Consider the following 24,159-nt stretch of genomic DNA (forward strand, 5'->3'; position numbering starts at 1 on the left):
GGAAGGACGCACGTTGACTGAGACGATGAACGAACAGAGGCTGGATCTCGAAGAGCTTGTGCGCTCGGGCGGAATCGAGACCTACTTCGCGCCAGTCGTCGATTCCCTCACCTTCGACAAGGTCGGCTACCAGATCTTCCAAGCCCCCGTCGGGGATCCCGCGCTCGGTCATGCGGAATCGGAGAACCTCCGTCGCGCCATGCACTCCTCTGAGCTCATCGGCGACATCGACGCCTCCCTGCGGGACACCGCCATCAGAACCGCCGAGGCGGCGGGCCTTCCGAACTCGAATCGTCTGTTCATCCGCGCGGAGGAGGAGTCCTTCGCGACGCTCGAGGATCGCACCGCCGAGCCGGATCGCTCGGTGATCCTGCAGCTCGATGCGTCCCGGGTGTCCTCGTCACCGGCGTCGGTCCTGCGCTCCGTGCGTCAGGCCCGCTCGATGGGCTGGGGTGTGGGCATGTCCGCGGTCGGAGCCGACCTGCGCAGCGCGTCGTTCGTGCCCCTCGTCAATCCCTCCGTCGTCGGCCTGCACCCCGATGTCCTGCGCATCGACTGCGATTCGCACCTCGCCGAGCTCAACCGCCTGCTCCATGCCCACCTCGAGAGGACGAACGCCGTCATCCTCGCCGAGGGGGTGTCCTCGGAGGCCGACCTCGACCGGGTGCGGGCGCTCGGCGCACGGTACATGTCCGGCCCCTACTTCGGCCGGTCGACCCGATCGCCCGAACCGTTCGAGCAGCCGATCGAGGATGCGCTGGCCGATCATCATTCCCGCAATCTCCCGGCGACAGGCACTCCCTACTCGATCGCTCAGGGCCTGCACCGCGAGCCGCTGGTGATGAACTGGGAGCTCCTGCTCAAGCAGATCGCCGCCCTCGAGGAGCGCGCCCTGGCCTCGGGTGCCGCCACCATCGCCCTCGGGGTCTTCGGCGAGGACGAGACGTTCTCCCAGGCGACCCACGAGCGCTACGAGCGCATCCGTGACACGGTCGGCCTGACCGCGATGTTCTCCGGCGGCTTCACCATCCCGCCGGTTCCCGGCGTGCGCGGCGGAATCGCCGACGCCTCCGACCCGATCCGCAACGAGCACGGGGTCGTCGTGGTCGGCCCCGACTGGTCCGGGCTCGTCGCGGCCTCGAAGCGCAACGGCCCCGGCAGCGACGGGCAGACGATGTACGACGTCTACATCACCACCGAGCGCTACACCTGTGTCGACGCCGCTCGCAGCGTGCTGACGCGGATCATGCCTGCAGTCGACGAGTGACGCCGGCGTGTCCCCGGAATGGGTGCACGCCCCGGGCGGGTGCTAATCTTGTGTCGGTCTGCCCCCGTAGCTCAGCTGGTCAGAGCAGGGAACTCATAATTCTTTGGTCGCCGGTTCAAGTCCGGCCGGGGGCACCGATCCATGCAGGGCCCCACCAGCGCATGCGCCGGTGGGGCTTCGTCGTTCAGATGGCTGCCCTGCCGGCAGAGAGAATGCCGCACCCCGCAGTCCGGTCGCACATCACGATTCGATACCGGGCGCCACCAGGCGGTTTGGTGTTTGGTCTCACCGTGATTCTCGTCTATCATGGGCCCTGTACCTCCGTTCGGATCGTAGGGGAAGACGTATCCGAGGTAGGAGGCACACATGGATATGACACAGGGCGTACTCTTCGTCCACTCAGCACCTCGCGCGCTCTGCCCGCACATCGAATGGGCAGCGGGCGGGGCGATCGGCGCACAAGCGCGCTTCGACTGGACACCCCAGCCGGCGGCGCGAGGCCTTGTGCGCGCGGAAGTCTGCTGGCGCGCGCCCGCGGGCTCCGGGGCCCGCATCGCATCCGCTCTGCGCGGATGGGACTCGCTGCGCTACGAGGTCACCGAGGAACCCTCCGCGGGAGTCGACGGCGGTCGCTGGAGCCACACCCCTGATCTCGGCATCTACCATGCCGTGACGGATTCGGCGGGCAACATCATGGTGCCCGAGGACCGCATCCGCTCGGTCATGGAACGCGCTGCCGGAGACCCCGTCAAACTCGCCGAGGAGATGGCTCTCGCCCTCGGCGAGGCGTGGGACGAGGAACTCGACGCCTTCCGTCATGCCGGCGAGGGCGCACCCGTGCGCTGGCTGACCAAGGTCGGCTGAACCGGAACCGACTCTCCCCACCTCGGCCGACCGGGTTCTCCTCCGATGAGCACCGGTCGGCGGGAATCGAGCTTGCGCTGACCGGACGGTGAGCGTCCCGACCTCCTGCTTCAGCCGATGCCGCCCCGAGGGGCACGCTGTCCTACCTCCAGCGTGCCCCTCGGGGCGTTCGTCCTTCCCGCGGTCGGCGCGCACACGACGCGACGATGTCGGCACCGCAGACGACGAGAGGCCCCGGCGGATTGGCGGATTCCGCCGGGGCCTCACCTCTCACGCAGCCGGGTGCCGCACGAGTGCCACTCAGATCATCAGACGGACTTGAACGCGACGACGGCGTTGTGGCCGCCGAAGCCGAAGGAGTTCGAGATCGCCGCGATGTCGCCGGCGGGCAGATCGGCCGGGGTGTCCCGGACGATGTTGATGTGGACCTCGGGATCGACCGTGTCGATGTTGATCGTCGGGGGAGCCTTGCGCTCCTGCAGCGCCTTGACGGTGAGGATCGACTCGACGGCACCGGTTCCGCCGAGCAGGTGACCGGTCATCGACTTGGTCGCGCTGACCAGCGCATCGTCGATGTGCGAGCCGAGCAGCTCGTGGATCGCGACCGATTCGGGGATGTCGCCGACCGGGGTGGACGTCGCGTGGGCGTTGACATGCTTGATGTCGGCAGGCGACAGGCCTGCCGAGTCGAGGGCCTCCTGCATCGCCCGCAGAGCGTACTTCCCGCCGGGCTCGCCGCCGGTGATGTGGTAGGCGTCGTTCGAGATTCCCCAGCTGGCCACCTCGGCGTAGATCTTCGCCCCGCGCGCTTTCGCGTGCTCCTCGGTCTCGAGGATCAGGGTGCCGGAGCCCTCGCCCATGACGAAGCCGTCGCGGTCGACGTCGTAGGGCCGTGATGCGGTCTCGGGGGAATCGGTGCGACGGGACAGCGCCTGCATCGAATTGAACGCCGCCAGGGTGATCGGATGGATGGCCGCCTCGGAACCGCCGGCGATGACGACATCGGCCTGACCGGAACTGACGAGGTCGTAGGCGTGGCCCAGGCTCTCGGTCGACGAGGCGCAGGCCGAGACGAGGGTCTGCACACCGGCCCGGGCCTTGAACTCCATGCCGATGGCCGCAGCGGGACCGTTGGGCATGAGCATCGGCACGGTCAGGGGCATGACCCGCCGGGGACCCTCGGACTGCAGGGTGTCCCATGCGTCGAGAAGGGTCCAGACACCACCGATTCCGGTCGACCAGGCGACTGCCGTCCTGTCCGGGTCGGTCTCCTCGAGCCCGGCATCGGCCATCGCCTCGCGTGCGGAGATGAGGGCGAACTGGCTGGAGGGGTCGAGACGCTTGGCCTGCACTCGCTTGAGCTTGTCGGGGACGACCTGTGGGTCGACCTGCGCGGCGAAATCGACGGTCAAGCCGTACTTCTCCGCCCAATCGTTGTCCATCGTGTGGACGCCGGACACGCCTGCCAGAACGGCTTGCCACGTGGCATCGGCTGTTGCGCCCAGTGGGGTCACCGCACCAATCCCGGTGACGACAACTTTAGGTGTCATGGTACAAACCTCGTCGATAGTGTCGAAAAGTGTGGACACGGCCCGCCGGTGGACGGGCCGTGTTCTCAGGTCAGGCGCTCAGGCTTCCTGAGCCTTGTTGATGTAGTCAACGGCGTCCTGGACGGTGACGAGGTCCTTGACGTCGTCGTCCGGGATCTTCACTCCGAACTTCTTCTCGGCGTTGACGACGATCGTCATCATCGAGATGGAGTCGATGTCGAGGTCATCGGTGAAGGACTTGTTCGGCTCGACCGCTTCGGTGGCCAGTCCGGTCTCTTCGTTGACGATCTCTGCCAGTCCGGCGAGGACTTCAGCTTCGGTGAATGCCATTTCTTTCCTACTTTCTAGTGACAACCGAGAGGTGCTCGGTCGGGTTCGGAACTTTTCGACGAGTGTCCCGCCGAACATCTTAGGACATCCGCGGAGGAATTCCGCGAACGAGGTGGGTTAAGGGAGGCGGATCACTTGCGCGCCGTAGACGAGACCGGCCCCGAATCCCATCTGCAGGGCGAGGCCGCCGCTGAGCTCGGGCTGCTCGCGCAGGAGCCGCTCGGTCGCCAGGGGGATCGATGCCGCCGAGGTGTTGCCGTTGTCGGCGATGTCCCTGGCGATGACGACGGTCTCGGGCAGCTTCAGCTGCTTGGCGAGCTCGTCGATGATGCGCATGTTCGCCTGGTGGGGGATGAAGGCGGCCAGATCGGTGGCCTCGATGCCGGAGACTGCGAGGGCCTCCTTGGCGACCTCGGCGCCGTCCCACACGGCCCAGCGGAACACGGTCGGCCCGTCCTGACGCAGCGTCGGGAACGGGGTGTCCCGGTCGTCGCGGACGTCGATGAGGGAGTCGGTCATCCTGATCGTCGACCAGTTCTCTCCCTTCGATCCCCAGACGGTCTTCGAGATGCCGGGCTCATCGGCGGACGACACGACGACCGCGCCGGCCCCGTCGCCGAGGATGAAGGAGATCGAGCGGTCGGTGGGGTCGATGACGTCGGAGAGCTTCTCCGCTCCGATGACGAGGATGTTGTCCATCGTCCCGGCCCGCACGAGGGCGTCGGCCTGAGCGATGCCGTAGCAGTAGCCGGCGCATGCGGCGCTGATGTCCCACGCGGGGACCGGGCCCGTGCCGATCCTGTCCGTGAGCGCGGCGGCCGCCGAGGGCGTGAAGTAGGGGAACGTCACCGTGGAGATGATCACTCCGCCGATGTCCTCCGGCTTGAGCCCGGAGGAGGCGATCGCCTCGAGGGCCGCCTCCTCGCACATCTCGAGGACGCCGACCTCGGCGCTGGCCCGCCGACGCGTGATGATGCCGGTGCGCTGCCGGATCCACTCATCGGAGGAGTTGATCGGGCCGGCGATGTCGTCGTTCGTGACGAGGTTCTCGGCGCGGTAGGCGCCGATGCCGGCGATCTTCGAGAAGCGGCCGGACTCTGCGGTGTTCAAGGTGGGCATGAGGTGTTCCCTTCGAGGTTCAGGCGTGGGCGGAGGCGAATTCGCGCGCGCCGTCGAGATCGGCGGCGGACTTGATGGCGAACGTCTCCACACCCTTCATGGCGCGGCGGGCGATCCCCGTCAGCGTGCCGCCGGGGACGAGCTCGATGAGGCCGGTGACCCCGGCGCTCACGAGCGTCTCCTGGCACAGGTCCCAGCGGACGGGGTTCGTCACCTGCTTGACGAGCAGTTCGATGTACGTCTCTCCCGACTGCACGACGGATCCATCGGCGTTGGTGATGATCGGCACCGAGGGGTCGGCGGCGTCGATGTGCCGCGCGGTGTCGACGAGTTCGTTCGTCGCAGGCCGCATGTACTCGGTGTGGAACGCGCCGGCCACGGCCAGCGGGATGACCCGGGCCCGCTCCGGCGGGTTCTCCGCGAGCGCGGCCAGGCTGTCGAGGGAGCCGGCGGCCACGGTCTGACCGCCGCCGTTGACATTGGCCGGAGCCGCGCCGGCCGCGTCGATGGCCGCGAGCACGTCAGCGGCCTCTCCGCCGACGACCGCCGCCATCCCTGTCGGCGTCTGGGCTGCCGCGCCGGCCATCGCCTGACCGCGTACGGCGACGAAGCGCATGGCGTCGGCCGGCGAGAGGATGCCGGCGATCTGCGCGGCCGCGATCTCACCGACGGAGTGACCGGCGACGAAGGCCGGGGTGACGCCGAGCTCCTGGGCGCAGGCGATCGCCGAGGCGACGAGCAGGGGCTGCGCCAGCGCCGTGTCCTTGATCGTCTCGTCATCCGATTCGGTGCCGTGCATCCTGAGGTCGATCCCCGAGACGGTGGCGAGTTCGTCGATCTGTGCGGAGAAGCCCTCGAGCTCCAGGAAGGAGGAGAGGAATCCCGACTTCTGGGCGCCCTGGCCCGGACACGTGATGGCTAGCACTGAAGTTCTCTCTTTTCGCTCGGCGACGTGATCAATCTAGTGGATGGTGGGTTCTGCTCACCCGGATTTGTCGGACAGCGACAACAGTCCGGCATCTGACAGTCGTCCGTACACCAAGGCGATGTGGATGACGAACGCATCGCGCGCGACCGTCGGGTCCAGCGAGATCACCTCGGTGATCTTCCGCAGACGGTAGCGCACCGTATTGGGATGGACGGACAGGGCCTTCGCGGTCGCCTCCAGGGAGGAGCCGAACTCGACGTAGGCGCTGACGGTCTTGAGCAGCTGGCCCGTTCCCGAGGTCAGCGGCTCGTAGTAGCGGGAGATGAGTTCGGTCAGGGCGACGGTGTCCCCGGCCAGCGCCCGTTCGGGCAGCAGCTCCTCGGCCCGCACCGGACGCGGTGAGTCGGGGCGCGCGGTGACCGCCTTGAGTGCCATGATCGCCGCCTTCGCCGAGGTGGCCGCCTCGGCGAGACTCGAGACGCTGGGTCCGACGATGACCTCGGAGGGCCCGAAGCACTCCGAGAGCGCCTCGACGGCCGGGTCGAGGTCGGTGACACCGCCGAGGACGATGAGGAGCCGGTTCTCGTGGATGCCCACGAGCGCGTCCTCGGCCCATTTTCGGGCCCGACGCCGGATCTCGTCGACCCCGCGTTTGGCCGAACGCTGCGGGGCGCGGCCGACGAGGACGGTGACCGGACCCTCGGACTGCCACCCGAACGCGGCGGTGCGGCTGGCGAGCTCGTCGACCGAGTCCCCGCGGACGAGGGCGTCGACGACCATCGCCTCGAGGCGGGCGTCCCAGCTGCCGCGCGCCTCGGCGGCCCGGGCGTAGACGTCGGCGGCGGCGAAGGCGATCTCCCGGGAGTAGACGAGCACCGCCTCGCGCAGGGCCGGCTGCTCGGCGGAGCGGGCGATGTCGGGCACCCGCTCCTCGACCACCTCGACGACGACCTTGAGCAGCTGCAGTGTCTGCTGCAGGCTGACGGAGCGGATGAGGTCGCGCGGAGCGGACTTGAAGATCTCGGACACCACGCGCAGGTCCGTGTCCGGGCGGCGGTACCAGTCGATGAAGGAGGAGATGCCGGACTGGGCGAGCAGGCTCACCCAGGAGCGATCCGAGGGGGACATGCTGCGATACCAGGGGAGGCGGGACTCGAGTCTCTGCAGCGTCACTGTGGAAAGGACTCCCACTCCCGCCCGCAGTCGACGTCCTGTCTCTGCACGGCGCCGGAGGGTCTCGGCGTCAGTTGTCATGAGGACTACCTTAAAGGATCGGCGACAATCGGATTGTCCGACACCGCCAAAGACGAGGCGAAACGCACAAATATGGCCGAAGCCTTGTCGACTTCGGCCATATTCGCGGTGCGCTGCTCAGTGTCGGCTCAGGCGCTGGCACCCTCCGTCGATCCCGTGGTGCCGGCCCGAACGTCGTCGAGTTCGTACTTCCGAGCCGCCTCGGCGGCCTTCTCGATCGGGATGACCCCGGTGTCGGCCAGGGAGATGAGCGCCTGCGTGACCACCGACGCCGAATCGACGAGGTAGTAGCGGCGGGCGGCGGGCCTCGTGTCGGAGATCGCATAGCCGTCGGTGCCCAGCGACGTGAAGTGGTTGGGCACGTACTGCCGGATCTGATCGGGAACCGCGCGCATGTAGTCCGAGGTCGCGATGACCGGTCCCTCCGCCTCGGCCATCTGCGCGGTGACGAACGGCACCCGGGGCTCGGCCTCCGGGTTCGTCAGCCGCTCGTCGTCGCATTCGAGCGCTTCCCGGCGCAGTTCGGACCAGGAGGTCACCGACCACACGTCGGCCGAGACTCCCCAGTCCTCATCGAGCATCCGCTGTGCCTCGAGGATCCAGGGCACGGCGACACCCGAGGCGAGGAGCTGGACCTTGGGCCCGCCGTTGTCCGGTCCCGACGCGAGCCGGTACATGCCGCGGAGCACCCCGTCGACGTCGAGGCCCTCGGGTTCGGCCGGCTGCACCATCGGCTCGTTGTAGAGGGTGATGTAGTAGAGCACATCGGGATCGCGTCCGTCGTCGGGACCGTACATCCGCTCGAGTCCGTCGCGGACGATGTGGGCGATCTCGTAGCCGTAGGCGGGGTCGTAGGAGACCACCGACGGATACGTCGAGGCGAGCAGCGGGGAGTGCCCGTCCCCGTGCTGGAGGCCCTCGGCGACCAGCGTCGTGCGCCCGGCGGTGGCGCCGAGGACGAATCCGCGGGCCATCTGGTCCCCGGCGGCCCAGAAGAAGTCGCCGGTGCGCTGGAAGCCGAACATCGAGTAGAAGATGTAGAAGGGGATCATCGGCTCGCCGTGCGTGGCGTAGGAGGTGCCGGCGGCCGTCAGCGCGGCCGTCGCCCCTGCCTCGTTGATGCCCACGTGCAGCAGCTGACCGTCCGTGGCCTCCTTGTAGGCGAGGAACAGGTCGCGGTCGACCGAGACGTAGTTCTGCCCGTGCGGGTTGTAGATCTTCGCGGTGGGGAAGAAGGAGTCCATGCCGAACGTGCGGGCCTCGTCGGGGATGATCGGCACGAACCGCTTGCCGAACTCCTTGTCCCGCATGAGGTCCTTGAGGATCCTCACGAAGCCCATCGTCGTCGCGATCTCCTGCTTGCCCGACCCGCGCTTGCCGACCTCATAGGCCTTGTCCCCGGGCAGCTTGAGGTCGATGTGGGTGCTGCGGCGCTCGGGGGAGTAGCCGCCGAGGGCAGCCCGCCGCTCCTGCAGGTACTTGATCTCCGGGGCGTCCTCACCCGGGTGGTAGTAGGGCGGCAGCTTCGGGTCGTCCTCGAGCTGCTTGTCCGAGATCGGGATCTGGAAGTGGTCGCGGGCCAGCTTGAGGTCGTCGACCGTCATCTTCTTCATCTGGTGGGTGGCGTTGCGCGCCTCGAAATGCGGTCCCAGTGAGTAGCCCTTGACCGTCTTGACGAGGATCACGGTCGGCTGCCCGGTGTGCTCGAACGCGGACTTGTACGCGGCGAAGACCTTGCGGTAGTCGTGGCCGCCGCGCTTGAGCCGCCAGATCCGCTCGTCGCTGTAGTCCTCGACGAGCGCCTTCGTCCGCGGGTCACGGCCGAAGAAGTTGTCGCGGATGAAGCCGCCGGACTCGCCCTTGTAGGTCTGGTAGTCGCCGTCGGGCGTCTCGTTCATGATGTTGACCAGGGCCCCGTCGCGGTCCTTGGCGAGCAGCTCGTCCCATTCCCGACCCCAGATGACCTTGATGACGTTCCACCCGGCGCCGCGGAAGAACGCCTCGAGCTCCTGGATGATCTTGCCGTTGCCGCGCACCGGCCCGTCGAGGCGCTGGAGATTGCAGTTGATGACGAAATTGAGGTTGTCGAGCTCCTCGTAGGCGGCGACGTGGAGCATGCCGCGGCTCTCGGGCTCGTCGAGCTCCCCGTCGCCGAGGAACGCCCAGGTCTGCTGCTGCGAGGTGTCCTTGATGCCCCGGTTGAGCAGGTACTTGTCGAACTGCGCCTGGGTGATCGCGTTCATCGGTCCGATGCCCATCGACACCGTCGGGTGCTCCCAGAAGTGCGGCAGCTGGCGAGGGTGTGGATAGGAGGGCAGGCCGGCGGGCCGGCCGTCGATGAAGTGGGACTGCTGCTGGCGGAAGCCGTCGAGTTCGTCGGCGCTCATCCGGCCCTCGAGGAAGGCGCGGGCGTACATGCCGGGGGAGGCGTGGCCCTGGTAGAAGATGTGGTCCCCGCCCCCGGGATGGTCCTTGCCGCGGAAGAAGTGGTTGAGGCCGACCTCGTAGAGCGTGGCCGAGGACGCATAGGTCGAGATGTGGCCGCCGACCTCGATGCCGGGGCGCTGCGCGCGGTGGACGATCATCGCCGCGTTCCACCGGTTCCAGCTGCGGTACCGGCGCTCGACCTCCTCGTCGCCGGGGAACCACGGTTCGTTCTCCGGGCCGATCGTGTTGACGTAGTCGGTGGCGGTGAGGCTGGGAACGCCGATCTGCCGCTGCCGCGACCGCTCGAGCATCCGCAGCATGACGTAGCGGGCACGTGACCGGCCGCCCTCATCGATGAGCGCGTCGAGGGAGTCCAGCCACTCGTCGGTCTCCTCCGGATCGATGTCGGGCACCTGGCTGGGCAGGCCGTTGAGGATCGGTCCGCTCTGAGTGCGATTGTCCACGGTGAGTTCCTCTCTGTCGCTGTCGTCATCTTCCCGGTGGTCGAAGATCACGCGATCAAGTGGACGACAGGTCTGATCGAGACTGAGCGCAGGGTCCACCCGATTCACTCATCAGCCTAGTCCTCTCGCCCGGGGTTCGTCGGGCCGGATCCTTGTGAGATGTCCGACCGCCAGTCGAGCTGTCGGCAGGTGCCTGCGATTCGCTGTCGTTTGCCGATGAATGCGGTCGTTGGGGCGCGTGGCCATTTGCGCCTCGACCACAGTTGACGGAACAATGAGACCATGAGCAACTCCGCTTCGGAAAGGACATCTTCCACGTCGACTCTCCCGTCGGAACTCGGCCAGAATCTTGGGCTGAAAACGGGGGACTATGTGCAAGAAATCGGCTACGACGATGACGTCGATCTTGATCTGTGTCAGGCGATCGAGAGAATCACTGGTGAGAAGATCGCAGACGGGGATGTCGACGACGTGTTCGATGTCATCCTCATGTGGTGGCGCTCCGACGACGATGATCTCATCGACGGTCTCGTCGATGCCCAGGTCACGTTGAAGGAAGGGGGAGTCGTGTGGCTGCTGACTCCCAAGGCCAACCGCCCCGGCCACATCAGCCCGGCCGAGATCTCGGAGGCCGCTCCGACCGCGGGAATGCACGTGACCTCGACCGTCAGCGCCGCTGAGGACTGGGCCGGCTTCCGGCTCGTCGGCAAGAAGAACTATTCGTGATCCTGGTCCCGGGTGATCGGGCACCGGGGTTCCGCGTGCCCGATCAGTTCGGGTCCGTGCTCGACCTCGCCGAGGTGCGGCAGCGGTCGACCGTCCTGGTCGCCTTCCTCCCGTTCGCCTTCTCGCCCGTCTGCGGCGATGAGATCCGCTCCCTGCAGAGTCTCCATGAGGAGCTGGGGGAGAAGGCGGCTCCGATCGAGATCATCGGCATCACCGCCGACTCCAAGTACACGCTGGCCGCCTGGTCCGAGACCGCGGGCGTCACGTTCCGTCTGGGATCGGACTTCTGGCCCCACGGTGAGGTCGCGCGGTCCTTCGGCGTCTTCGACGACGGCCACGGAGTCGCCGAGCGCGGAGTGTTCGTCGTCTCGACGGCGGGTACGATCGTCAGCAGCCGTCGAGTCGCCCGGACGCAGGTCCGCGACTTCCACATCGACATCGCCGAGGCGATGAGCGCAGCCGAGAGGGGATAGACCATGCCGACTCTGTTCACCAAGATCATCACCGGTGAGATTCCCGGGACCTTCGTCCACGAGGACGATCGCTGCGTCGCGTTCCTCGACGTCTCCCCGCTCACGGAGGGCCATGTCATGGTGGTCCCCCGCGAGGAGATCTCCCATTGGATCGACGCGGATCAGGATCTGATCGATCACCTCATGGCCGTGGCGAAGCGGATCGGGCGCGCCCAGCAGGCGGCGTTCGACTGCGAGCGCATCGGCGTGCTCATCCAGGGCTACGAGATCCCGCACCTGCACATCCATGTCTGGCCGACGAACTCGATCGCCGACTTCGACCTCAGCGACCGCTCGCCGATGCTCGACGCCGACGCCCTGGCCGGGCCCGCCGAGAAGATCCGACGGGCCCTGGACCAGCAGTGACCGGTCCTGCCGCAGGCGTGTCGCGGGCGCCGGCCGACCTACCGTGACCGCAGCTCGTCGAGGTGGTGGTTGAGGGCATCGCGGACCAGCTGCGCTCCCTGCCCTCCTCCGTAGTTGGCTCCGAACCGGGGGTCCTCGACGTACATCTCGGCCAATCCTCGGACGTAGCCGTCGAGGTCGCCGCCGGGCTCGGCCGCCGGGGTGCCCGGGATCGAGCTCAGCCATTCGACGTGCCGCCGGGCCAGGTCGCGACACCGCTGCGAGTCGGGAGCGTCTCCCGCCTCGGCGGCGGCCGCCCAGTGCCGGCCGAGGTCGTCGGCCTTCGCCTTCCACTCCCTGCGCTGCGAGTCGGTCATCGACTCCCACCACCTCGCCGAGCGCTGATAGGCATCGCGCCCCCAGCGTTCGGTCACTTCCTCTTCGTACTGTCGATGGTCGAATCCATCGAACATCTCCTCCGCCATGAGAGGCTCACCTGCTTCCAATCGTGCGATCGTGGCGGTGACGGCACCGATCTGCCTCTCGATGCGCTCGTGCTCGCGTCCGAGCTCGAGCACATGCTCGCGCAGGGCCGTGACCGGATCGTCGGAGGCGTCGAGCACCTCGGCGATCCGGGACAGCGGAAGCCCGAGCTCCTTGAGCAGGAGGATCCGCTGCAGACGCAGCAGCCCCTCCTCGTCGTAGCAGCGGCTTCCGCTGTCGGTCCTGTGCGTGGGAGGCAGCAGGCCGATCGCGTCGTAATGACGCAGGGTTCGGCTCGTCGTTCCCGTCAACCGCGCGATTTCCTGTATGGACCAGTCCATGCCGATCAGCTTAGGAGTTGACGTCGCGTCAATGTCAAGGGATGGGCTCAGGCGGCGTCGCGCACCCTGTCGAGGGCGGAGAGGAGATCGGCGGCGAGGTCGTCGACGTGTTCGAGTCCGACGGAGATCCGCACGAGCCCGTCGCCCGGTTTCGCCTCGGCGCTGACGGGGCGGTGGGTCAGCGAGGCCGGATGCTGGATGAGCGTGTCGACGCCGCCGAGCGAGACGGCATGGACGACGAGGCGGCAGTGCTCGACGAAGGTCCTGGCGGCGTCGAACCCACCGGCGAGGTCGACGGCGATCATCGCTCCGGGCCCGTCCATCTGCCGCTGCAGGAGTCCCTTGGGGTCCTGCCCGGGCAGACCCGGGTAGTGGACGGTGCCGACGGCGGGATGGGTGCTCAACCGAGCGGCCAGCTCCGCCGCGGTCGCCTGCATCGCGCTCATCCGTGCGCTCAGGGTCCGCAGACCGCGGTGGAGGAGGTAGGCGCCCATCGGGTGGAGCAGGGCCCCGGTGATCGCCCTAACCCGGCGCAGGCGCTGCGCCCAGTCGGCGTCCGCGGCGACGACCCCGCCCATCGCGTCGCCGTGCCCGCCGATGTACTTCGTCGCGCTGTGGAGGACGAGCGCGGCCCCGTGGTTCATGGGCCTCTGGAGGAATGGGGTGCAGAAGGTGTTGTCGACGAGCACGGGCACCGGTCCCGCGGCGGCGGCGACCGCTGCGATGTCGACGAGGTCGAGGCTCGGATTGGCCGGGGTCTCGACGATGACGAGGCCGGTGTCGGGCTCGATCGCCGCGGCGACCCCGGCCTCCGTGGTCCAGGTGACCCGGGTGCCGAGCAGTCCGGACTCGAGGAGATGATCGCTGCCGCCGTAGAGCGGGCGCACGGCGACGATGTGTCCGGTGCCCGCGTCGACCGCGGCGAGCAGGGCCGCGGTGAGCGCGGCCATCCCGGTGGAGAAGGCGACCGCCTCGGCGGCGCCTTCGAGGTCGGCGAGCGCGGTCTCGAACCGGGCGACGCCCGGCTGCCACAGGCGCTGGTAGACCGCGGAGTCCGAGTCCCGCAGCGCGTGTCCGCCCGCGAGCCATTCGTACGAGTCGCCGCCGGTGCCGATGTCGATCACCGGGTTCGTCGTGGAGAGATCGATGGAGGGGACATGGACGCCCGCCTCGGTGAGGCCGTCCATTCCCCCGTGGACCATTCGGGTCTGAGGATGCAGCGTAGTCATGACCTCATCGAAGCGCGTTCTGCCGCAGCGATCCAGCAGTTCTCACGAATCTGCGGAATCGGCCCTGTCTGCCGCAGGTTCTTGAGGAAAGTCTGCCAGACTGTGAGCCATGTCGCAGAAGGTGGAACTCGATGAGATCGATCGGAAGCTGCTTCGCGCCCTGAGCGAGGACGCGCGGGCGCCCGGGGCGGCCCTGGCCGCCCAGCTCGGGATCTCCGAGTCGACGGTGTCACTGCGGCTGCGGCGGCTGCGGACGAGCGGAGTGATCAGGGGTTTCGGGATCGACATCGACGCCCGGGCAGTGGGCATCCCCCTGCAGGCGCTCATCTCGATCCGCCTGGCCAAGCACGACCGTGCCGAGATCGACGCCTTCACCGCCGCGGTCCCGCGGTTCCCCGGCGTCGTGAGGATGTACCACATGGCAGGTGCCGACGACTATCTCCTGCACATCGTCGCCCGCGACACCGAGGAGGTGCAGTCGTTCGTCCTCGACTACCTCACCCGGTACCCAGCCGTCGCGCACACGCGGACCAATCTCATCTACCAGGTGCAGGACGGCACGGACTGGGTGAGCTCACTCGGTCAGGACTGACGCCGGTGCCGACCGTCGCTGTCGGCACCAGTCGCGCACGGCACCGGACAGGTCCTCCCGCAGATCCTCACGGGACAGCCCCGTCAGCCGCTCGATCGCCTTGAGCAGTCCGTCGCTGCTCTGATAGCCCACCGCGCGGGCGGCCGCGGATCGTCCGGCCCCGGCGCGGATGAGCCGCAGCGCCTGGTTGATCCGCCTCCGCGTCCGCCAGGCGACGAAGGTCATCCCCGTCTCGGCCCTGATCAGCCGCTCGAGGTGCCTGGTGCTCAGTCCGCGGGCGGCGGCGAGTGAGGTCAGCGGTGAGCGCAGGATCAACGGGTCGGTGGCGAGGGTCCTGATCCTGGGATGCCTCACCTCGGGGACGAAGAGATCATCAGCGGCGAGGTCGCGAAGGTGCTCGTCGAGGGCGGCCCGGAACCGTGGGATCTCGGCGGCGGACATCGGGGACCGGGCGAGGATGAGCAGCGCGAGTTCGCCCAGCGTCTCGTTCCGCTCGAGGAGGAGCCAGCGGTCCGGGGGCTCGGTCCCCGACGAGAGCTGCGGACCGAGGATGATGCTGTCCCGCTGGGACCGGACCGCGTGGGGAACCCCGGTTGCCAGCCACAGACTGCATCCGCGCCCGAGTGCCACTGCCTCAGTGCCGACGTCGACGACGACGGAGCCGCTGACGACGTGGATGAGCTGGGGGTGGTCATGGGAATGGACGGCGTGTCCGTCGAACCGGACGGCGCGATGGGGATCGGCAGTGTCGGGCGGGAGGAGTCGGTGTCGTGCTGGTCGGGTTCTCATGTCGCCTTTGTCGAAGTCGGTCGTGATACTTAGGTTAGCCTCTGCTGAGGCAATGTTCCCAGAACCAGAGGTGCTCCATGTCCGTGTTCCGCAGAATCACCGCCGTCGTCCTCGCCTCCACCATGCTCGTGGTCAGCGCGTGCAGCGGTTCGTCGGACTCACCCGAGTCCGCACCGCCGGCGAGTTCGGCCCGGACTGTGGCGACCGAGCAGGGCGAGGTCGAGGTGCCGGCCGATCCCCAGCGGATCGTCGTGCTCAACTACGCCCTCGCCGGATACCTCTACGACATGGACGCTCCGGTGGCGGCGATGACCCCCGAGGTGACGAATGCGGAGGGCGAGTACTCCGAGTTCTGGGCCGAGAAGGCTCAGAAGCAGGGGACGACCTTCCTGCCCTGGAGCAATGACGGCTTCGATCTCGAGGCGATCATCGAGGCCGACCCCGATCTCATCATCGCCGGAGGCATCGGATTCCCGCTCAAGCATGCGACCGACTCCTACGACCGGCTGCAGGAGATCGCCCCCACGGTCATCGTCTCGGGAGACAAGCAGACGTGGCAGGACCAGTTCTCCTTCATCGCCGCCGACGTACTCGGCCGCAAGGACGCGTACGATCGGGCCGTCGAGGAGTACGACGCCCGCGTCGCCGAGGTCAGGGAGAACATCACTGTCCCTGAGGGTGAGATCTCCATCCTCTCGATCGACCGGCTCGACACCCCCTACATCCTCATCGAGGGCAAGAGCCTCTCCGCCGAACTCGAGCCCCTGGGCTTCAGGACCGCACCGCTGTTCGAGGAGAACGACATCGAGCCCTACACTCCCGGCGGGGATCTCTTCGCCCCCTCGCTCGAGGTCCTTCCCGACGTCGTGCGGTCGGAGACCGTGTTCGTCATCGGCTTCAACAACGCGGACATCGGCGTCGACGACCTCGAGAACGAGTCGCCGTACTCGCGGATTCCGGCCTTCGCCGACGGCCAGGCCCACGATCTGCCCTACTGGACGATGCGCGGGGACTTCGACGAGGCGATGGCGCTCCTCGATATCATCGAGGAGATGTTCACGCGGCGGTGAGTCGGCCATACTGGGACCATGGCCACTCAGAAGACCCTGCCCACCGACGTCGATGTCCACGAGTTCCTCGAGTCCGCGACTCCCGAGCGGCGCCGTCTCGACGGACTGCGCCTCGAGGCGATCTTCACCGAGGTGACCGGAGCCCGGCCCGTCATGTGGGGACCGTCGATCGTCGGGTACGGGGAGTACAGGTACGTCTCGCCCGCCAACCCGCGCACACGAGGAGTGTGGCCGAAGACCGGCTTCTCCCCGCGGAAGGCGCAGCTCTCCCTCTACGGGCTCAAGGACCTTCCGGACGGAGCCGCCCTGCTGCCGTCTCTGGGCACCTACACGGAGGGTGCCGGCTGCGTGTACGTGAAGAAGCTCTCGGACATCGACGAGGCGGTGCTGCGCAGGCTCATCGCGATCGCCTGGTCCCGCACCGACGACCCCGACCCGGCGGGCTGACGAGGGACCGGTCCGGCGGGCTGACCAAGGACCGGTCCGAAACGCAGGTGCCGGTCACGGCCGGGTCGTGAAGAGATCGCGGTAGTAGCGGCTCTGCGCCGGAAAGTAGTCGGCGAAGTCGATCGCCTCGACATCGGTGCCGACCGCGGCCGCGGCGAGCCTGTCGATGTAGTACTCCCATCCCGGTCCGATGCTCTCGGCGGCGGCCGGATCCGACAGCGGCTGGCTGAAGCGCAGTTCGGTCTCGGCGTTGTCTCCGGAGACCGCTTCGACGAGGTCGATCTCGATGTGCCAGACCTCGTCGGGCCCCTCGGCCCCTGGCGCCGCCGAGGTGACCGCAAGGCGGTGGGGTGCCTGGCAGTCGTCGATGGTGAACGTCTGCGGTTCGGCCCCGTCGCCTTCGAAGCCCATCGTCACGTCGACCGTCCCGCTGCGCGGGTCGCCCGTCCAGGTCCCGATCCACACCGCTGTGCGAGCGGGGACGGTGAGCGCGGCCCACACCTCGGCGCGAGCGGCCCTGATCCGCCGGGTGAGCACGAGGTGGTCGCCGTCGTCGTGCCGTTCGCGGGAACCGGTGGGTGTGGGAGCCATGATCAGCGTCCTTCAAAGAGAATGCGGCGGGGGAGCGGCGGCGATGCCCAGCCCCTGCTTCCGCTGATGCACCGTGAAATAACGCAGGCCGCCCGGGCCCGCGGTGAAACGGCGCCGGGAGCGGCGCGGCAGCCACACGAGCCCGCCGGGTTCCAGTGTGATCCGGGTCGTCTCGGTCGTCAACACCCCGGTCCCGGAGAGGACGTGGATGAGGACATCGAGGTCGGGGCCGACATGGTCGCGGATCTCGTCTCCGGGCGGGAGGGCGATGACGTTGGCGTCGAGGCTCCGGCGTGAGGGCCGGAGCTGCCACACGGAGCCGGCAGAGGCAGTCGCAGGTGCGGCGTCCTCGACGCTCGAGCCGACTCTGCGCGGCAGCGCGGTCGAGGCATGCTTCGTCACGCGGATTCCGACGGTGTCAGGATCGGGGGCGATCTCCCAGGTGAGCGCTTCGGCGTACTCCCGCTCCAGCTCGGACCCCAACTGCCGGGAGTCGCCGTCACTGAGGAGAAGGAGGCTGTCTCCCACGCCGAGTTGGTCGACCGCCCGGTTCACCGCCTGCCCTCGTGCGGCGGCGGGAACGGAGCGCAGGTCGAGGACCGGCTCGCCGGACCTGTGATGTGACGTCATGAGTAGTACCCTAGTCGACAGCGGATGCGAGAGGAGACCGGACAGCGGAGATCGGCGACATCGGTCGGCAAGGCTCGTCAGGGCCGAGCATCCTCGACATCGACGACCCCGGGCAGGGCAGCGGACCCGCTGAACGCGTCGGCCAGGGCATTGACTCCCTCCTGCGGATGCGCCTCGGCGGCCAAGGACTCCCGCTGAGCCCGCGTCGTCGAGGTGTCGAGATCCATCGCTTCCTCCCGGTCGTGCTCGATGGCCGGATCGCATTCGCCGTCGCGATTGAACGACCACATGAGCATCGGGTCTCCCAGAGGCAGCCGGTGCCCCTCGCCGGGCCGGTCATGGCGACCGGTGTGCCACGTGTGCCAGGTCTTGCCGTAGCTGTTGAGCAGGCGCTTCATCAGTGCCTACTCCGCTGCTGCGGGCAGGCCCGGGGCGATGAGCTGTCCGGAGAGGATCTCGAAGTTGTGCGGATGCCAGTAGGAGCGCTCCTCGGCGGGGAGGGTGGCGAACAGGTCCTCGGAGACGATGTACTCGATGCCGATGAGGTTCGCCTCGCGGGTGTTCCCGTCGAAGAGGATGCATTGGATGAGATCGTCGTTGACGACGCGGCAGAAGTGGTGGGCCTCCATCTGCATCTGCGGATCGTCCTTTGCCGGATGGAACCCCACGACGTAGACGTCGAAGTCCTTGAGCGGGGTCGTATTCTGCAGCAGATTCGCCCCCTGCTCCAATGCGGTGAGCCATGCGCCCTTGCCCTCCCCGGCGGGCGTGATCGGACTGGTGCGTTCACTCCTGGCCATCGCGGCCTCCCATCATCAGGCGGTCCGTCCTTTCTATCACCCGGACCTCGTTCGCAAAAGGGGCCTTGTCCTTCGCCGCCGCCGGCCGCCGAAAGTGCATTGACTCGCTGACGGGTCACCTCGTGAGCTCCACTCTCGTCCGATCAGTGCACCCTCGGTGAAGCCACGCACGCGGAGGCAGGCCGAGCCGTGATCACAAGGGCCCGGAAATGAGAAATGTGCCGCGACATCGAGTGAACGATGTCGCGGCACATTCCAATGGTCGGGATAGCGGGATTTGAACCCACGACCTCCTCGTCCCGAACGAGGCGCGCTACCAACCTGCGCCATATCCCGTGACCAGGAACTACTATAGCGAGGACAACGCGATCTGAGAAATCGAGATCGTGGGATGCGCGCAGATGAAAGGAACGTCTCATTGGCCCTGACCGTCGAGACCATCACGACGACCGCTCTGGACATCCTCTCCCGGTACGGTCTGGGTGACCTCTCGATGCGACGACTGGCCCGTGAGCTGGACGTTCAGCCGTCCGCTCTGTACTGGCACGTCAAGAGCAAGCAGGAGCTGCTCGTGCTCCTCGCCGAGCGGATGAGCGCCGAGGTGAGCGCCCGTTGCCCTGCTTCGACGGATCCGCTGACGGTGGTCATCGCCCTGCGTGACGTGATGCTGCGCTTCAGGGACGGGGCCGAGATCATGCTCCTCGGCTATTCACTCTCGCCGGTCGCAGTCGTTCCCGCCGCGCTCTCGCCCGACCGTCTGGGCTCGGCCTCGGCAGGCATCATGGCTCACGCATTGGGGGCGGTGGCGATCGAGCAGAATCGCGCGATGTTCGACATCGACGACGCCGAGGCGGGGGAGCGGTTCGTCCGCATCTCCGAACAGCTGCTCCGGGAGGTGCGCGCGGAATCGGAGTGCTCCGGATGACGCGTTCGCCGCGGCGGCAGGAGATTCTGTCGTCATCGGCGAGTGTGGCATACTGGTTGAGCACGTTGAGCGGCATCTGCGCTGAACATGCAGGTGGGGCCTATAGCTCAGTTGGCTAGAGCATCTCGCTTACACCGAGAGGGTCGGGGGTTCGAGTCCCTCTGGGCCCACGTCGAAATCAGAGCCGCGATCCCCGAGAATTCAAGGATCGCGGCTCTTGTGCATTCACTCCGAGGCCGAATTGACTCGTTTTTGACTCACATTCTGTGAAAGCTGTGCTGAACGAGCGGAATCTAGCGCGTCCGAAACGGCGTTGAGGTCGTCGTCGAAAAGGTCGCTATAGGTGTCGAGAGTCATGGCAGCGGACTTGTGCCCGAGCATCCGCTGGATGACCTTGACGTTCGCCCCAGCGGAGACCGCCAAGCTCGCCGCAGTCGCCCTCATGTCATGAATGACCATTCCCTCGGCGCCGGCTGCGAGCGAGGCCCGGTGAAACCACCCCTTGCCCGTCTTCGGGTGTCGCATGAAGCCGCCGCGCAATGGTGCGGTGAACACCAGATCGTCAGGCTGCTTGCCCTCGCACTGCTGCGCCAGGAGTGGTGCGAGGAACTTCGGGAACGGCACCCAGCGGCGCTCCCACGACTTCGGCTCACCCTCGACGATCGTCGATCCCACCTCGACCGCGTTGACGGCGACCCGCACCCGGCGCCGAAGCATGTCGAGCGCCTTCACTCGAAGCCCCGTGAGCTCACCCCACCGGAGTCCTGTGTAGCAGGCGAACAGGATGAGAGTCGACCACTGCCCGTCGGCACTGTCGGCCATCGTCTGCACCTGCTGGTGTGTGAGATAGACGTGATCGCGGCTCGACTTCTTCGGCATGTTCTCGGGCTTGGCCGCAGGATTCGAGGCAATGCGTTGATCCTTCACGGCGTCGGCAAGAATGCCACTGAGCACCCCATTGGCCCGCTTGACAACCGTGGCCGACTTGCCAGACCCGCTGAGCTCTGCGATCCAGTCCTCGACGGCAGTGGGTTTGATCGTCGCCACGGCCCTCGAGCCCCAGACCGGCTCGACATGGACTCGCCACGCTGTCTCGTAACCGCGGAGAGTCGACTTCTTGAGTCGCGACTTGCGTTTGTACCAGGCCGGCCACAAGCTGCCGACCGTCACTCGTCCAGCCGAGGGCGCCACATATGATCCGCTGGCGACGTTCACCTGAGTCTGCGCCAGCCAGTCATTGGCGTCCCGCTTGGTGGCGAAGCCGCGCTTCATCGTGCGGTTGCCGTCCGGTTTCGTGTACTGCACCCGGTAGCGCTTGCCCGCCTTGGTCTCGTATGCCTCAATCGTCGCCATCGTCCTGGCCGTCACTCTCGTCTGGGTTGTTGTTGAGCACGAACTCGTGACGCCTTAGCTGGTCGAGTAGCTGCGCCACCTCGGTGTTAGCCACCTCGACGGGCAGCGCCTCGCGACCCCTTGCCCATTCCCACAGCTGCCGACCAGTCCAGGCATCGGCGCCCCCGGTGATCGCGTAAGACGTTTCGTCGGAATACGAGTACGGAAGCAGTAGCGTGTTGGGAGTCACCCCGAGGCACAGTGCGAGCGCCATGAGGTCATCGACGTCGACACGGCGTACTCCCGCCTCGATCTTCTGCAGACCCGAGGCGTTGATGGTTCTCCCCGCCTTGGTGGTCATCACCTCCGCGAGAGTCGACAGCGACCAGTCTTGTCGGAGCCTGCATCTTCTGACGTTCGTCGCGACCTGCATCCCAGTCTGATCAATTGGATTACCCCGTTGTCTATCACTCTTATCCGCCATATTGGAAACGATACCGCACCAGGCTTGACACGATCAATAAATGATGACAACGTATCCCATAACGCGGTGCAATACACCGTAGTGGAAACGAAGGGATGCGAAAATGACCACCACGACGACCTCCGAGGTCTTCACTCCCGAAGAGCTCGCGAAGCGATACGACACCACGCCGCCAGCCCTCGCCGCTCTCCGGCACAAGGGCAAGGGGCCGCGATTCTTCAAGCTCGGGCGCCGCGTCTACTACCGGCTCGAGGACGTGCTCGCCTACGAGCGGGACGCCATACAGGAGCGGACGGCATGAACACCCTCGACGACGACCGGCGCGACGTCGCCGTCCTCGGCAATCTGTCAGCGGCCAAGCTCAACGCCATGTACGAGCGCGTCCCTGACGATGACCCATTCGAGGTCTCGGGCGATGCGATCGCTCGCCACAACAACGAAAGCGGCACCGGGGGTCCCGCCAAGAACTCACCCGATGCCGCCGATCCGAACCCCTTGGAAGGTGAACAGACCATGAAGAACGATACCCCCATTGTCCCACAGCCCACTGACACGACTCCCGTCGAGCGCGAATGGGAGAAGTTCGAAGATCCGACCTACAAGCCGATTCGTCACATGGCCGGGTGTGTTCCGTCTCTGTGCACCTCGCACGGCGGGCCCGACGTTGCCCACCAGGGTCCGTCGCGTCGATTCGAGCGAGTCGCCGAGACCGATGGGGAGTCGTACTTCCTCGAGGCCACGCCCATGCGCCTCGAGGAGCGAGGCTACGGCTACACCACGCCCTGGTACGTGGATCTGCAGGTCGGGTCGAATGGCGAGCGTCGGGCGTGCCTGAGCATCGAGCTCGACGACCTCGAGACCATGGCCGACTGGTTCTGCGCTCTCGCCGAGCGGGTGCGCAAGCTCGGCGACGAGCCCGGACTGGACCTCAGGGGGCCGTCGTCGTGCTGACCGCCAAACAGCTCTACCGCCGGCTCGAAGAAGGCCGCATCGACGACCTCGACAACTTGGCCGACCATCTCGGCTATGCGTGGATGCGGGAATCGTACTATCCCGAGGATCTGCTCGGGCAGCGCAAGTGGATCGAACTGTTCCGGGCGGTCGGCTACGTGGTCAACGGCATCCGCACGCCGATGACGCGGCTCCCGCGGGTCATCTACCGCACCGCCGTGCCCGAAGAGGTCGATCGCATGTCGTGGACCGCGGACAAGGCCACGGCGCAGGCGTTGGTCACGAACACTCTGTATCCGCGTGAGGATCGAGTGGTCTGGGTCGCCACCTGCAAGCCCGAGGCCGTGCTCGCACGATTCGACGATGACCCCGACCGCGTGGCTCAGATCCTCGTCGACCCGCTCATGCTCGACGATATCGAGCCGGCGCCGACCCGACCCGAGAGACCCGCCAGGGCGCGACCTCGCGCGTGACAACCAACCGTAACGCCCATGCCGGGAGAGAAGGGAATGAGCTCGCCTGGGGTACGTCCGGCGTACCCCAGGGCTCGAGCTCAGGTATAGGCCATGAAGAAGTTCGACTGGTTCAACGCGTGCATGCGGGGCGCCGATGACCTCAGCCACGCTGAGCACAGGCTGCTGACGATTCTGTGGAGCTACTCGGACGCGAAAGGCGCGAACATCAGGCCGGGACGCAAACGCCTCATCGAGGAATCGTGCATCCACCGGAACAGCCTGGACAAGTGCCTCAACCGCCTCATCGAGCTCGGCTATCTCGTCCTCGTCGAGCAAGGGGGAAACCAGGTCAAGAAGGGCTGGGCGAACGTCTACCGCCTCGGCTATCCGCATCGGCTCCACGGCGAGAATCCAGGAGATGAAAGGGTCACACCCACTGTGACCCTTCTCGATCCACAAGGGTCACACTCAGTGGGCGAAGGGTCACACTCAGTGTGCACAAGGGTCACACCCACTGTGCAGGAAGGGTCACACTCAGTGGGACCCCATCAGGTTATAGATCAGAACATAGATCAGATCATGGACTGTGTTACGACCGATTCTGCCGAATCGATCGCGCCCGCCACCAACATCGTGGCGCTCAAGGATCTCGACCAGACCGCGTACAAGAATCTGCTCACGTGGATTCAGACCGCCGGTGAAGCCATGAAGCAGTCGAAGATCGGCAGAGTCAGCCAAGAAGTCTGCCAACTCGAATACGACGAAGCAGCCGAGAAGGTCTCAGGGGAGATCTGGGAGATGTTCGGTGAGGACTTCGCTGAGTACTTCGAAGAGAAGTTCTCAATCCCCGCGAAAGCAGCCGATCGCTACGAAGCCGGGAAGTGGCTCAAGACGTTCCTGCGTACTGCGATCAACGATGGACGCTACTTCGACCCAACGCAAGGACGGCAACCGCCGTCCGACTTCGCAACGGGAGTCAACTACGAACTGAAGGTGAGCTGACCATGACACTGCGAGACAACTATCTCGACGCCCTGGCCCTCGTTCAGGCCCAAGCGAATGACGACCACAAGGCGATCGAGGCGATCGTCCACAACGCCGACCCGGTGGGACTGATCGCTGCCCTCGTCGACATCATCCTCGGCACCGGCTCGAGCGCGACCGGGACACCAGGAGATCCGACCCGATTCCTCGTGCAACTGCGCGAGCAGATCGAGAACCACCCGAGGATCACCGATGAGTAGGCCACTCTCA

The 24,159-nt window shown here is 66.7% G+C and carries 27 protein-coding genes, 3 tRNA genes and 1 pseudogene; 16 read left to right on the forward strand and 15 right to left on the reverse strand.

All coding sequences use genetic code 11. From position 1 onward, the window contains the following. The first annotated feature begins 25 nt into the window (after positions 1-25). The 3 genes from DFO65_RS08735 (at position 26) to DFO65_RS08745 (ending at position 2,131) form a co-directional block, all read left to right on the forward strand. Complete coding sequence (locus tag DFO65_RS08735) at positions 26-1,267, forward strand: EAL domain-containing protein (protein WP_113904040.1); 1,242 nt, start codon at positions 26-28, stop codon at positions 1,265-1,267. 60 nt (positions 1,268-1,327) lie between these two features. Then, positions 1,328-1,401: transfer RNA gene (locus DFO65_RS08740), tRNA-Ile, on the forward strand. 238 nt (positions 1,402-1,639) lie between these two features. Then, a complete protein-coding gene (locus tag DFO65_RS08745; protein ID WP_113904041.1) occupies positions 1,640-2,131 on the forward strand; it encodes a DUF3145 domain-containing protein in 492 nt (163 codons plus the stop codon). A 308-nt stretch (positions 2,132-2,439) separates the two neighbouring features. On the opposite strand, the gene DFO65_RS08750 is transcribed toward DFO65_RS08745, so the two are convergent. The 6 genes from DFO65_RS08750 to aceE form a co-directional block, all read right to left on the reverse strand. Then, positions 2,440-3,681: a beta-ketoacyl-[acyl-carrier-protein] synthase family protein gene (locus DFO65_RS08750; RefSeq protein ID WP_113904042.1), complete on the reverse strand. Its 1,242-nt coding sequence runs from the start codon at positions 3,679-3,681 to the stop codon at positions 2,440-2,442. A 78-nt stretch (positions 3,682-3,759) separates the two neighbouring features. After that, positions 3,760-4,011 (reverse strand): acyl carrier protein, encoded by a 252-nt coding sequence (locus DFO65_RS08755; RefSeq protein ID WP_113904043.1) that lies wholly within the window; start codon positions 4,009-4,011, stop codon positions 3,760-3,762. Between the two features lie 117 nt (positions 4,012-4,128). Then, on the reverse strand, positions 4,129-5,130 hold the full coding sequence (locus DFO65_RS08760) for a beta-ketoacyl-ACP synthase III (RefSeq protein WP_113904044.1): 1,002 nt from the start codon (positions 5,128-5,130) through the stop codon (positions 4,129-4,131). Between the two features lie 19 nt (positions 5,131-5,149). Further along, complete coding sequence (locus DFO65_RS08765) at positions 5,150-6,055, reverse strand: ACP S-malonyltransferase (RefSeq protein WP_181778677.1); 906 nt, start codon at positions 6,053-6,055, stop codon at positions 5,150-5,152. 57 nt (positions 6,056-6,112) lie between these two features. Next, the gene (locus DFO65_RS08770) at positions 6,113-7,186 is read right to left on the reverse strand and encodes a PucR family transcriptional regulator (protein WP_245940562.1); all 1,074 of its coding nucleotides are present in this window, start codon (positions 7,184-7,186) and stop codon (positions 6,113-6,115) included. Positions 7,187-7,440: 254 nt separating this feature from the next. After that, a complete protein-coding gene (gene aceE / locus DFO65_RS08775; protein ID WP_113904255.1) occupies positions 7,441-10,203 on the reverse strand; it encodes a pyruvate dehydrogenase (acetyl-transferring), homodimeric type in 2,763 nt (920 codons plus the stop codon). A gap of 282 nt (positions 10,204-10,485) precedes the next feature. Here aceE and DFO65_RS08780 point away from each other — a divergent pair, with 282 nt between their 5' ends. Genes DFO65_RS08780 through DFO65_RS08790 form a run of 3 tightly spaced genes read left to right on the forward strand, consistent with a single transcriptional unit; the run spans position 10,486 to position 11,807 of the window. Next, positions 10,486-10,929, forward strand: coding sequence for a DUF3052 domain-containing protein (locus DFO65_RS08780; RefSeq protein WP_113904047.1), 444 nt, complete (start codon positions 10,486-10,488; stop codon positions 10,927-10,929). Then, a complete protein-coding gene (locus DFO65_RS08785; RefSeq protein ID WP_113904048.1) occupies positions 10,926-11,402 on the forward strand; it encodes a redoxin domain-containing protein in 477 nt (158 codons plus the stop codon). Before DFO65_RS08780 ends, DFO65_RS08785 begins: the two co-directional genes overlap by 4 nt. 3 nt (positions 11,403-11,405) lie before the next feature. After that, positions 11,406-11,807, forward strand: a complete 402-nt coding sequence (locus tag DFO65_RS08790) for an HIT family protein (protein ID WP_113904049.1) — start codon at positions 11,406-11,408, stop codon at positions 11,805-11,807. A 38-nt stretch (positions 11,808-11,845) separates the two neighbouring features. Here the strand turns inward: DFO65_RS08790 and DFO65_RS08795 are convergent, their stop codons facing one another. Continuing rightward, positions 11,846-12,610, reverse strand: a complete 765-nt coding sequence (locus DFO65_RS08795; protein ID WP_113904050.1) for a MerR family transcriptional regulator — start codon at positions 12,608-12,610, stop codon at positions 11,846-11,848. A gap of 47 nt (positions 12,611-12,657) precedes the next feature. Next, on the reverse strand, positions 12,658-13,839 hold the full coding sequence (locus tag DFO65_RS08800) for a trans-sulfuration enzyme family protein (RefSeq protein WP_113904051.1): 1,182 nt from the start codon (positions 13,837-13,839) through the stop codon (positions 12,658-12,660). Between the two features lie 109 nt (positions 13,840-13,948). Between DFO65_RS08800 and DFO65_RS08805 the strand changes: the two genes are divergently transcribed. After that, on the forward strand, positions 13,949-14,431 hold the full coding sequence (locus DFO65_RS08805) for an Lrp/AsnC family transcriptional regulator (protein WP_113904052.1): 483 nt from the start codon (positions 13,949-13,951) through the stop codon (positions 14,429-14,431). On the opposite strand, the gene DFO65_RS08810 is transcribed toward DFO65_RS08805, so the two are convergent. Next, positions 14,414-15,220, reverse strand: coding sequence for a helix-turn-helix domain-containing protein (locus tag DFO65_RS08810; protein ID WP_113904053.1), 807 nt, complete (start codon positions 15,218-15,220; stop codon positions 14,414-14,416). The genes DFO65_RS08805 and DFO65_RS08810 overlap by 18 nt on opposite strands. Before the next feature lie 77 nt (positions 15,221-15,297). Between DFO65_RS08810 and DFO65_RS08815 the strand changes: the two genes are divergently transcribed. Both DFO65_RS08815 and DFO65_RS08820 read left to right on the forward strand, forming a co-directional pair. Next, on the forward strand, positions 15,298-16,290 hold the full coding sequence (locus DFO65_RS08815) for an ABC transporter substrate-binding protein (RefSeq protein ID WP_245940567.1): 993 nt from the start codon (positions 15,298-15,300) through the stop codon (positions 16,288-16,290). Between the two features lie 18 nt (positions 16,291-16,308). Further along, a complete protein-coding gene (locus DFO65_RS08820; protein WP_113904054.1) occupies positions 16,309-16,737 on the forward strand; it encodes a DUF1801 domain-containing protein in 429 nt (142 codons plus the stop codon). Positions 16,738-16,791: 54 nt separating this feature from the next. Here the strand turns inward: DFO65_RS08820 and DFO65_RS08825 are convergent, their stop codons facing one another. The 4 genes and pseudogenes from DFO65_RS08825 to DFO65_RS08840 all read right to left on the reverse strand — a co-directional run bounded on the left by DFO65_RS08825 (position 16,792) and on the right by DFO65_RS08840 (position 19,094). Continuing rightward, complete coding sequence (locus tag DFO65_RS08825; protein ID WP_113904055.1) at positions 16,792-17,328, reverse strand: SRPBCC domain-containing protein; 537 nt, start codon at positions 17,326-17,328, stop codon at positions 16,792-16,794. A 12-nt stretch (positions 17,329-17,340) separates the two neighbouring features. Further along, a complete protein-coding gene (locus DFO65_RS08830; protein ID WP_113904056.1) occupies positions 17,341-17,958 on the reverse strand; it encodes a cupin domain-containing protein in 618 nt (205 codons plus the stop codon). 77 nt (positions 17,959-18,035) lie between these two features. Further along, positions 18,036-18,758: pseudogene (locus tag DFO65_RS08835) on the reverse strand (OBAP family protein). Between the two features lie 259 nt (positions 18,759-19,017). Then, positions 19,018-19,094: transfer RNA gene (locus DFO65_RS08840), tRNA-Pro, on the reverse strand. 82 nt (positions 19,095-19,176) lie between these two features. Between DFO65_RS08840 and DFO65_RS08845 the strand changes: the two genes are divergently transcribed. Together DFO65_RS08845 and DFO65_RS08850 are read left to right on the forward strand one after the other, a co-directional pair. Next, positions 19,177-19,683, forward strand: coding sequence for a TetR family transcriptional regulator (locus DFO65_RS08845; RefSeq protein WP_113904057.1), 507 nt, complete (start codon positions 19,177-19,179; stop codon positions 19,681-19,683). Positions 19,684-19,779: 96 nt separating this feature from the next. Continuing rightward, a tRNA-Val gene (locus tag DFO65_RS08850) sits at positions 19,780-19,853 on the forward strand. 55 nt (positions 19,854-19,908) lie between these two features. Here the strand turns inward: DFO65_RS08850 and DFO65_RS08855 are convergent. Together DFO65_RS08855 and DFO65_RS08860 are read right to left on the reverse strand one after the other, a co-directional pair. Continuing rightward, positions 19,909-21,036, reverse strand: coding sequence for a site-specific integrase (locus DFO65_RS08855; RefSeq protein ID WP_113904058.1), 1,128 nt, complete (start codon positions 21,034-21,036; stop codon positions 19,909-19,911). Further along, positions 21,023-21,376: a hypothetical protein gene (locus tag DFO65_RS08860; RefSeq protein WP_147233315.1), complete on the reverse strand. Its 354-nt coding sequence runs from the start codon at positions 21,374-21,376 to the stop codon at positions 21,023-21,025. Before DFO65_RS08860 ends, DFO65_RS08855 begins: the two co-directional genes overlap by 14 nt. A 226-nt stretch (positions 21,377-21,602) precedes the next feature. Here DFO65_RS08860 and DFO65_RS08865 point away from each other — a divergent pair, with 226 nt between their 5' ends. The 5 genes from DFO65_RS08865 to DFO65_RS08885 all read left to right on the forward strand — a co-directional run bounded on the left by DFO65_RS08865 (position 21,603) and on the right by DFO65_RS08885 (position 24,149). Continuing rightward, positions 21,603-21,800 (forward strand): helix-turn-helix transcriptional regulator, encoded by a 198-nt coding sequence (locus DFO65_RS08865; protein ID WP_113904060.1) that lies wholly within the window; start codon positions 21,603-21,605, stop codon positions 21,798-21,800. Continuing rightward, positions 21,797-22,450, forward strand: a complete 654-nt coding sequence (locus DFO65_RS08870) for a hypothetical protein (protein ID WP_113904061.1) — start codon at positions 21,797-21,799, stop codon at positions 22,448-22,450. The genes DFO65_RS08865 and DFO65_RS08870 overlap by 4 nt, the downstream gene beginning before the upstream one ends. After that, complete coding sequence (locus DFO65_RS08875; protein ID WP_113904062.1) at positions 22,444-22,923, forward strand: hypothetical protein; 480 nt, start codon at positions 22,444-22,446, stop codon at positions 22,921-22,923. Before DFO65_RS08870 ends, DFO65_RS08875 begins: the two co-directional genes overlap by 7 nt. A 93-nt stretch (positions 22,924-23,016) precedes the next feature. Beyond that, complete coding sequence (locus tag DFO65_RS08880; protein WP_113904063.1) at positions 23,017-23,907, forward strand: helix-turn-helix domain-containing protein; 891 nt, start codon at positions 23,017-23,019, stop codon at positions 23,905-23,907. A 2-nt stretch (positions 23,908-23,909) separates the two neighbouring features. Then, on the forward strand, positions 23,910-24,149 hold the full coding sequence (locus DFO65_RS08885; protein WP_113904064.1) for a hypothetical protein: 240 nt from the start codon (positions 23,910-23,912) through the stop codon (positions 24,147-24,149). The last annotated feature ends 10 nt before the right edge of the window (positions 24,150-24,159 follow it).

The sequence above is a fragment of the Brevibacterium sanguinis genome (assembly GCF_003315415.1).
Classification (GTDB): Bacteria; Actinomycetota; Actinomycetes; order Actinomycetales; family Brevibacteriaceae; genus Brevibacterium; species Brevibacterium celere_A.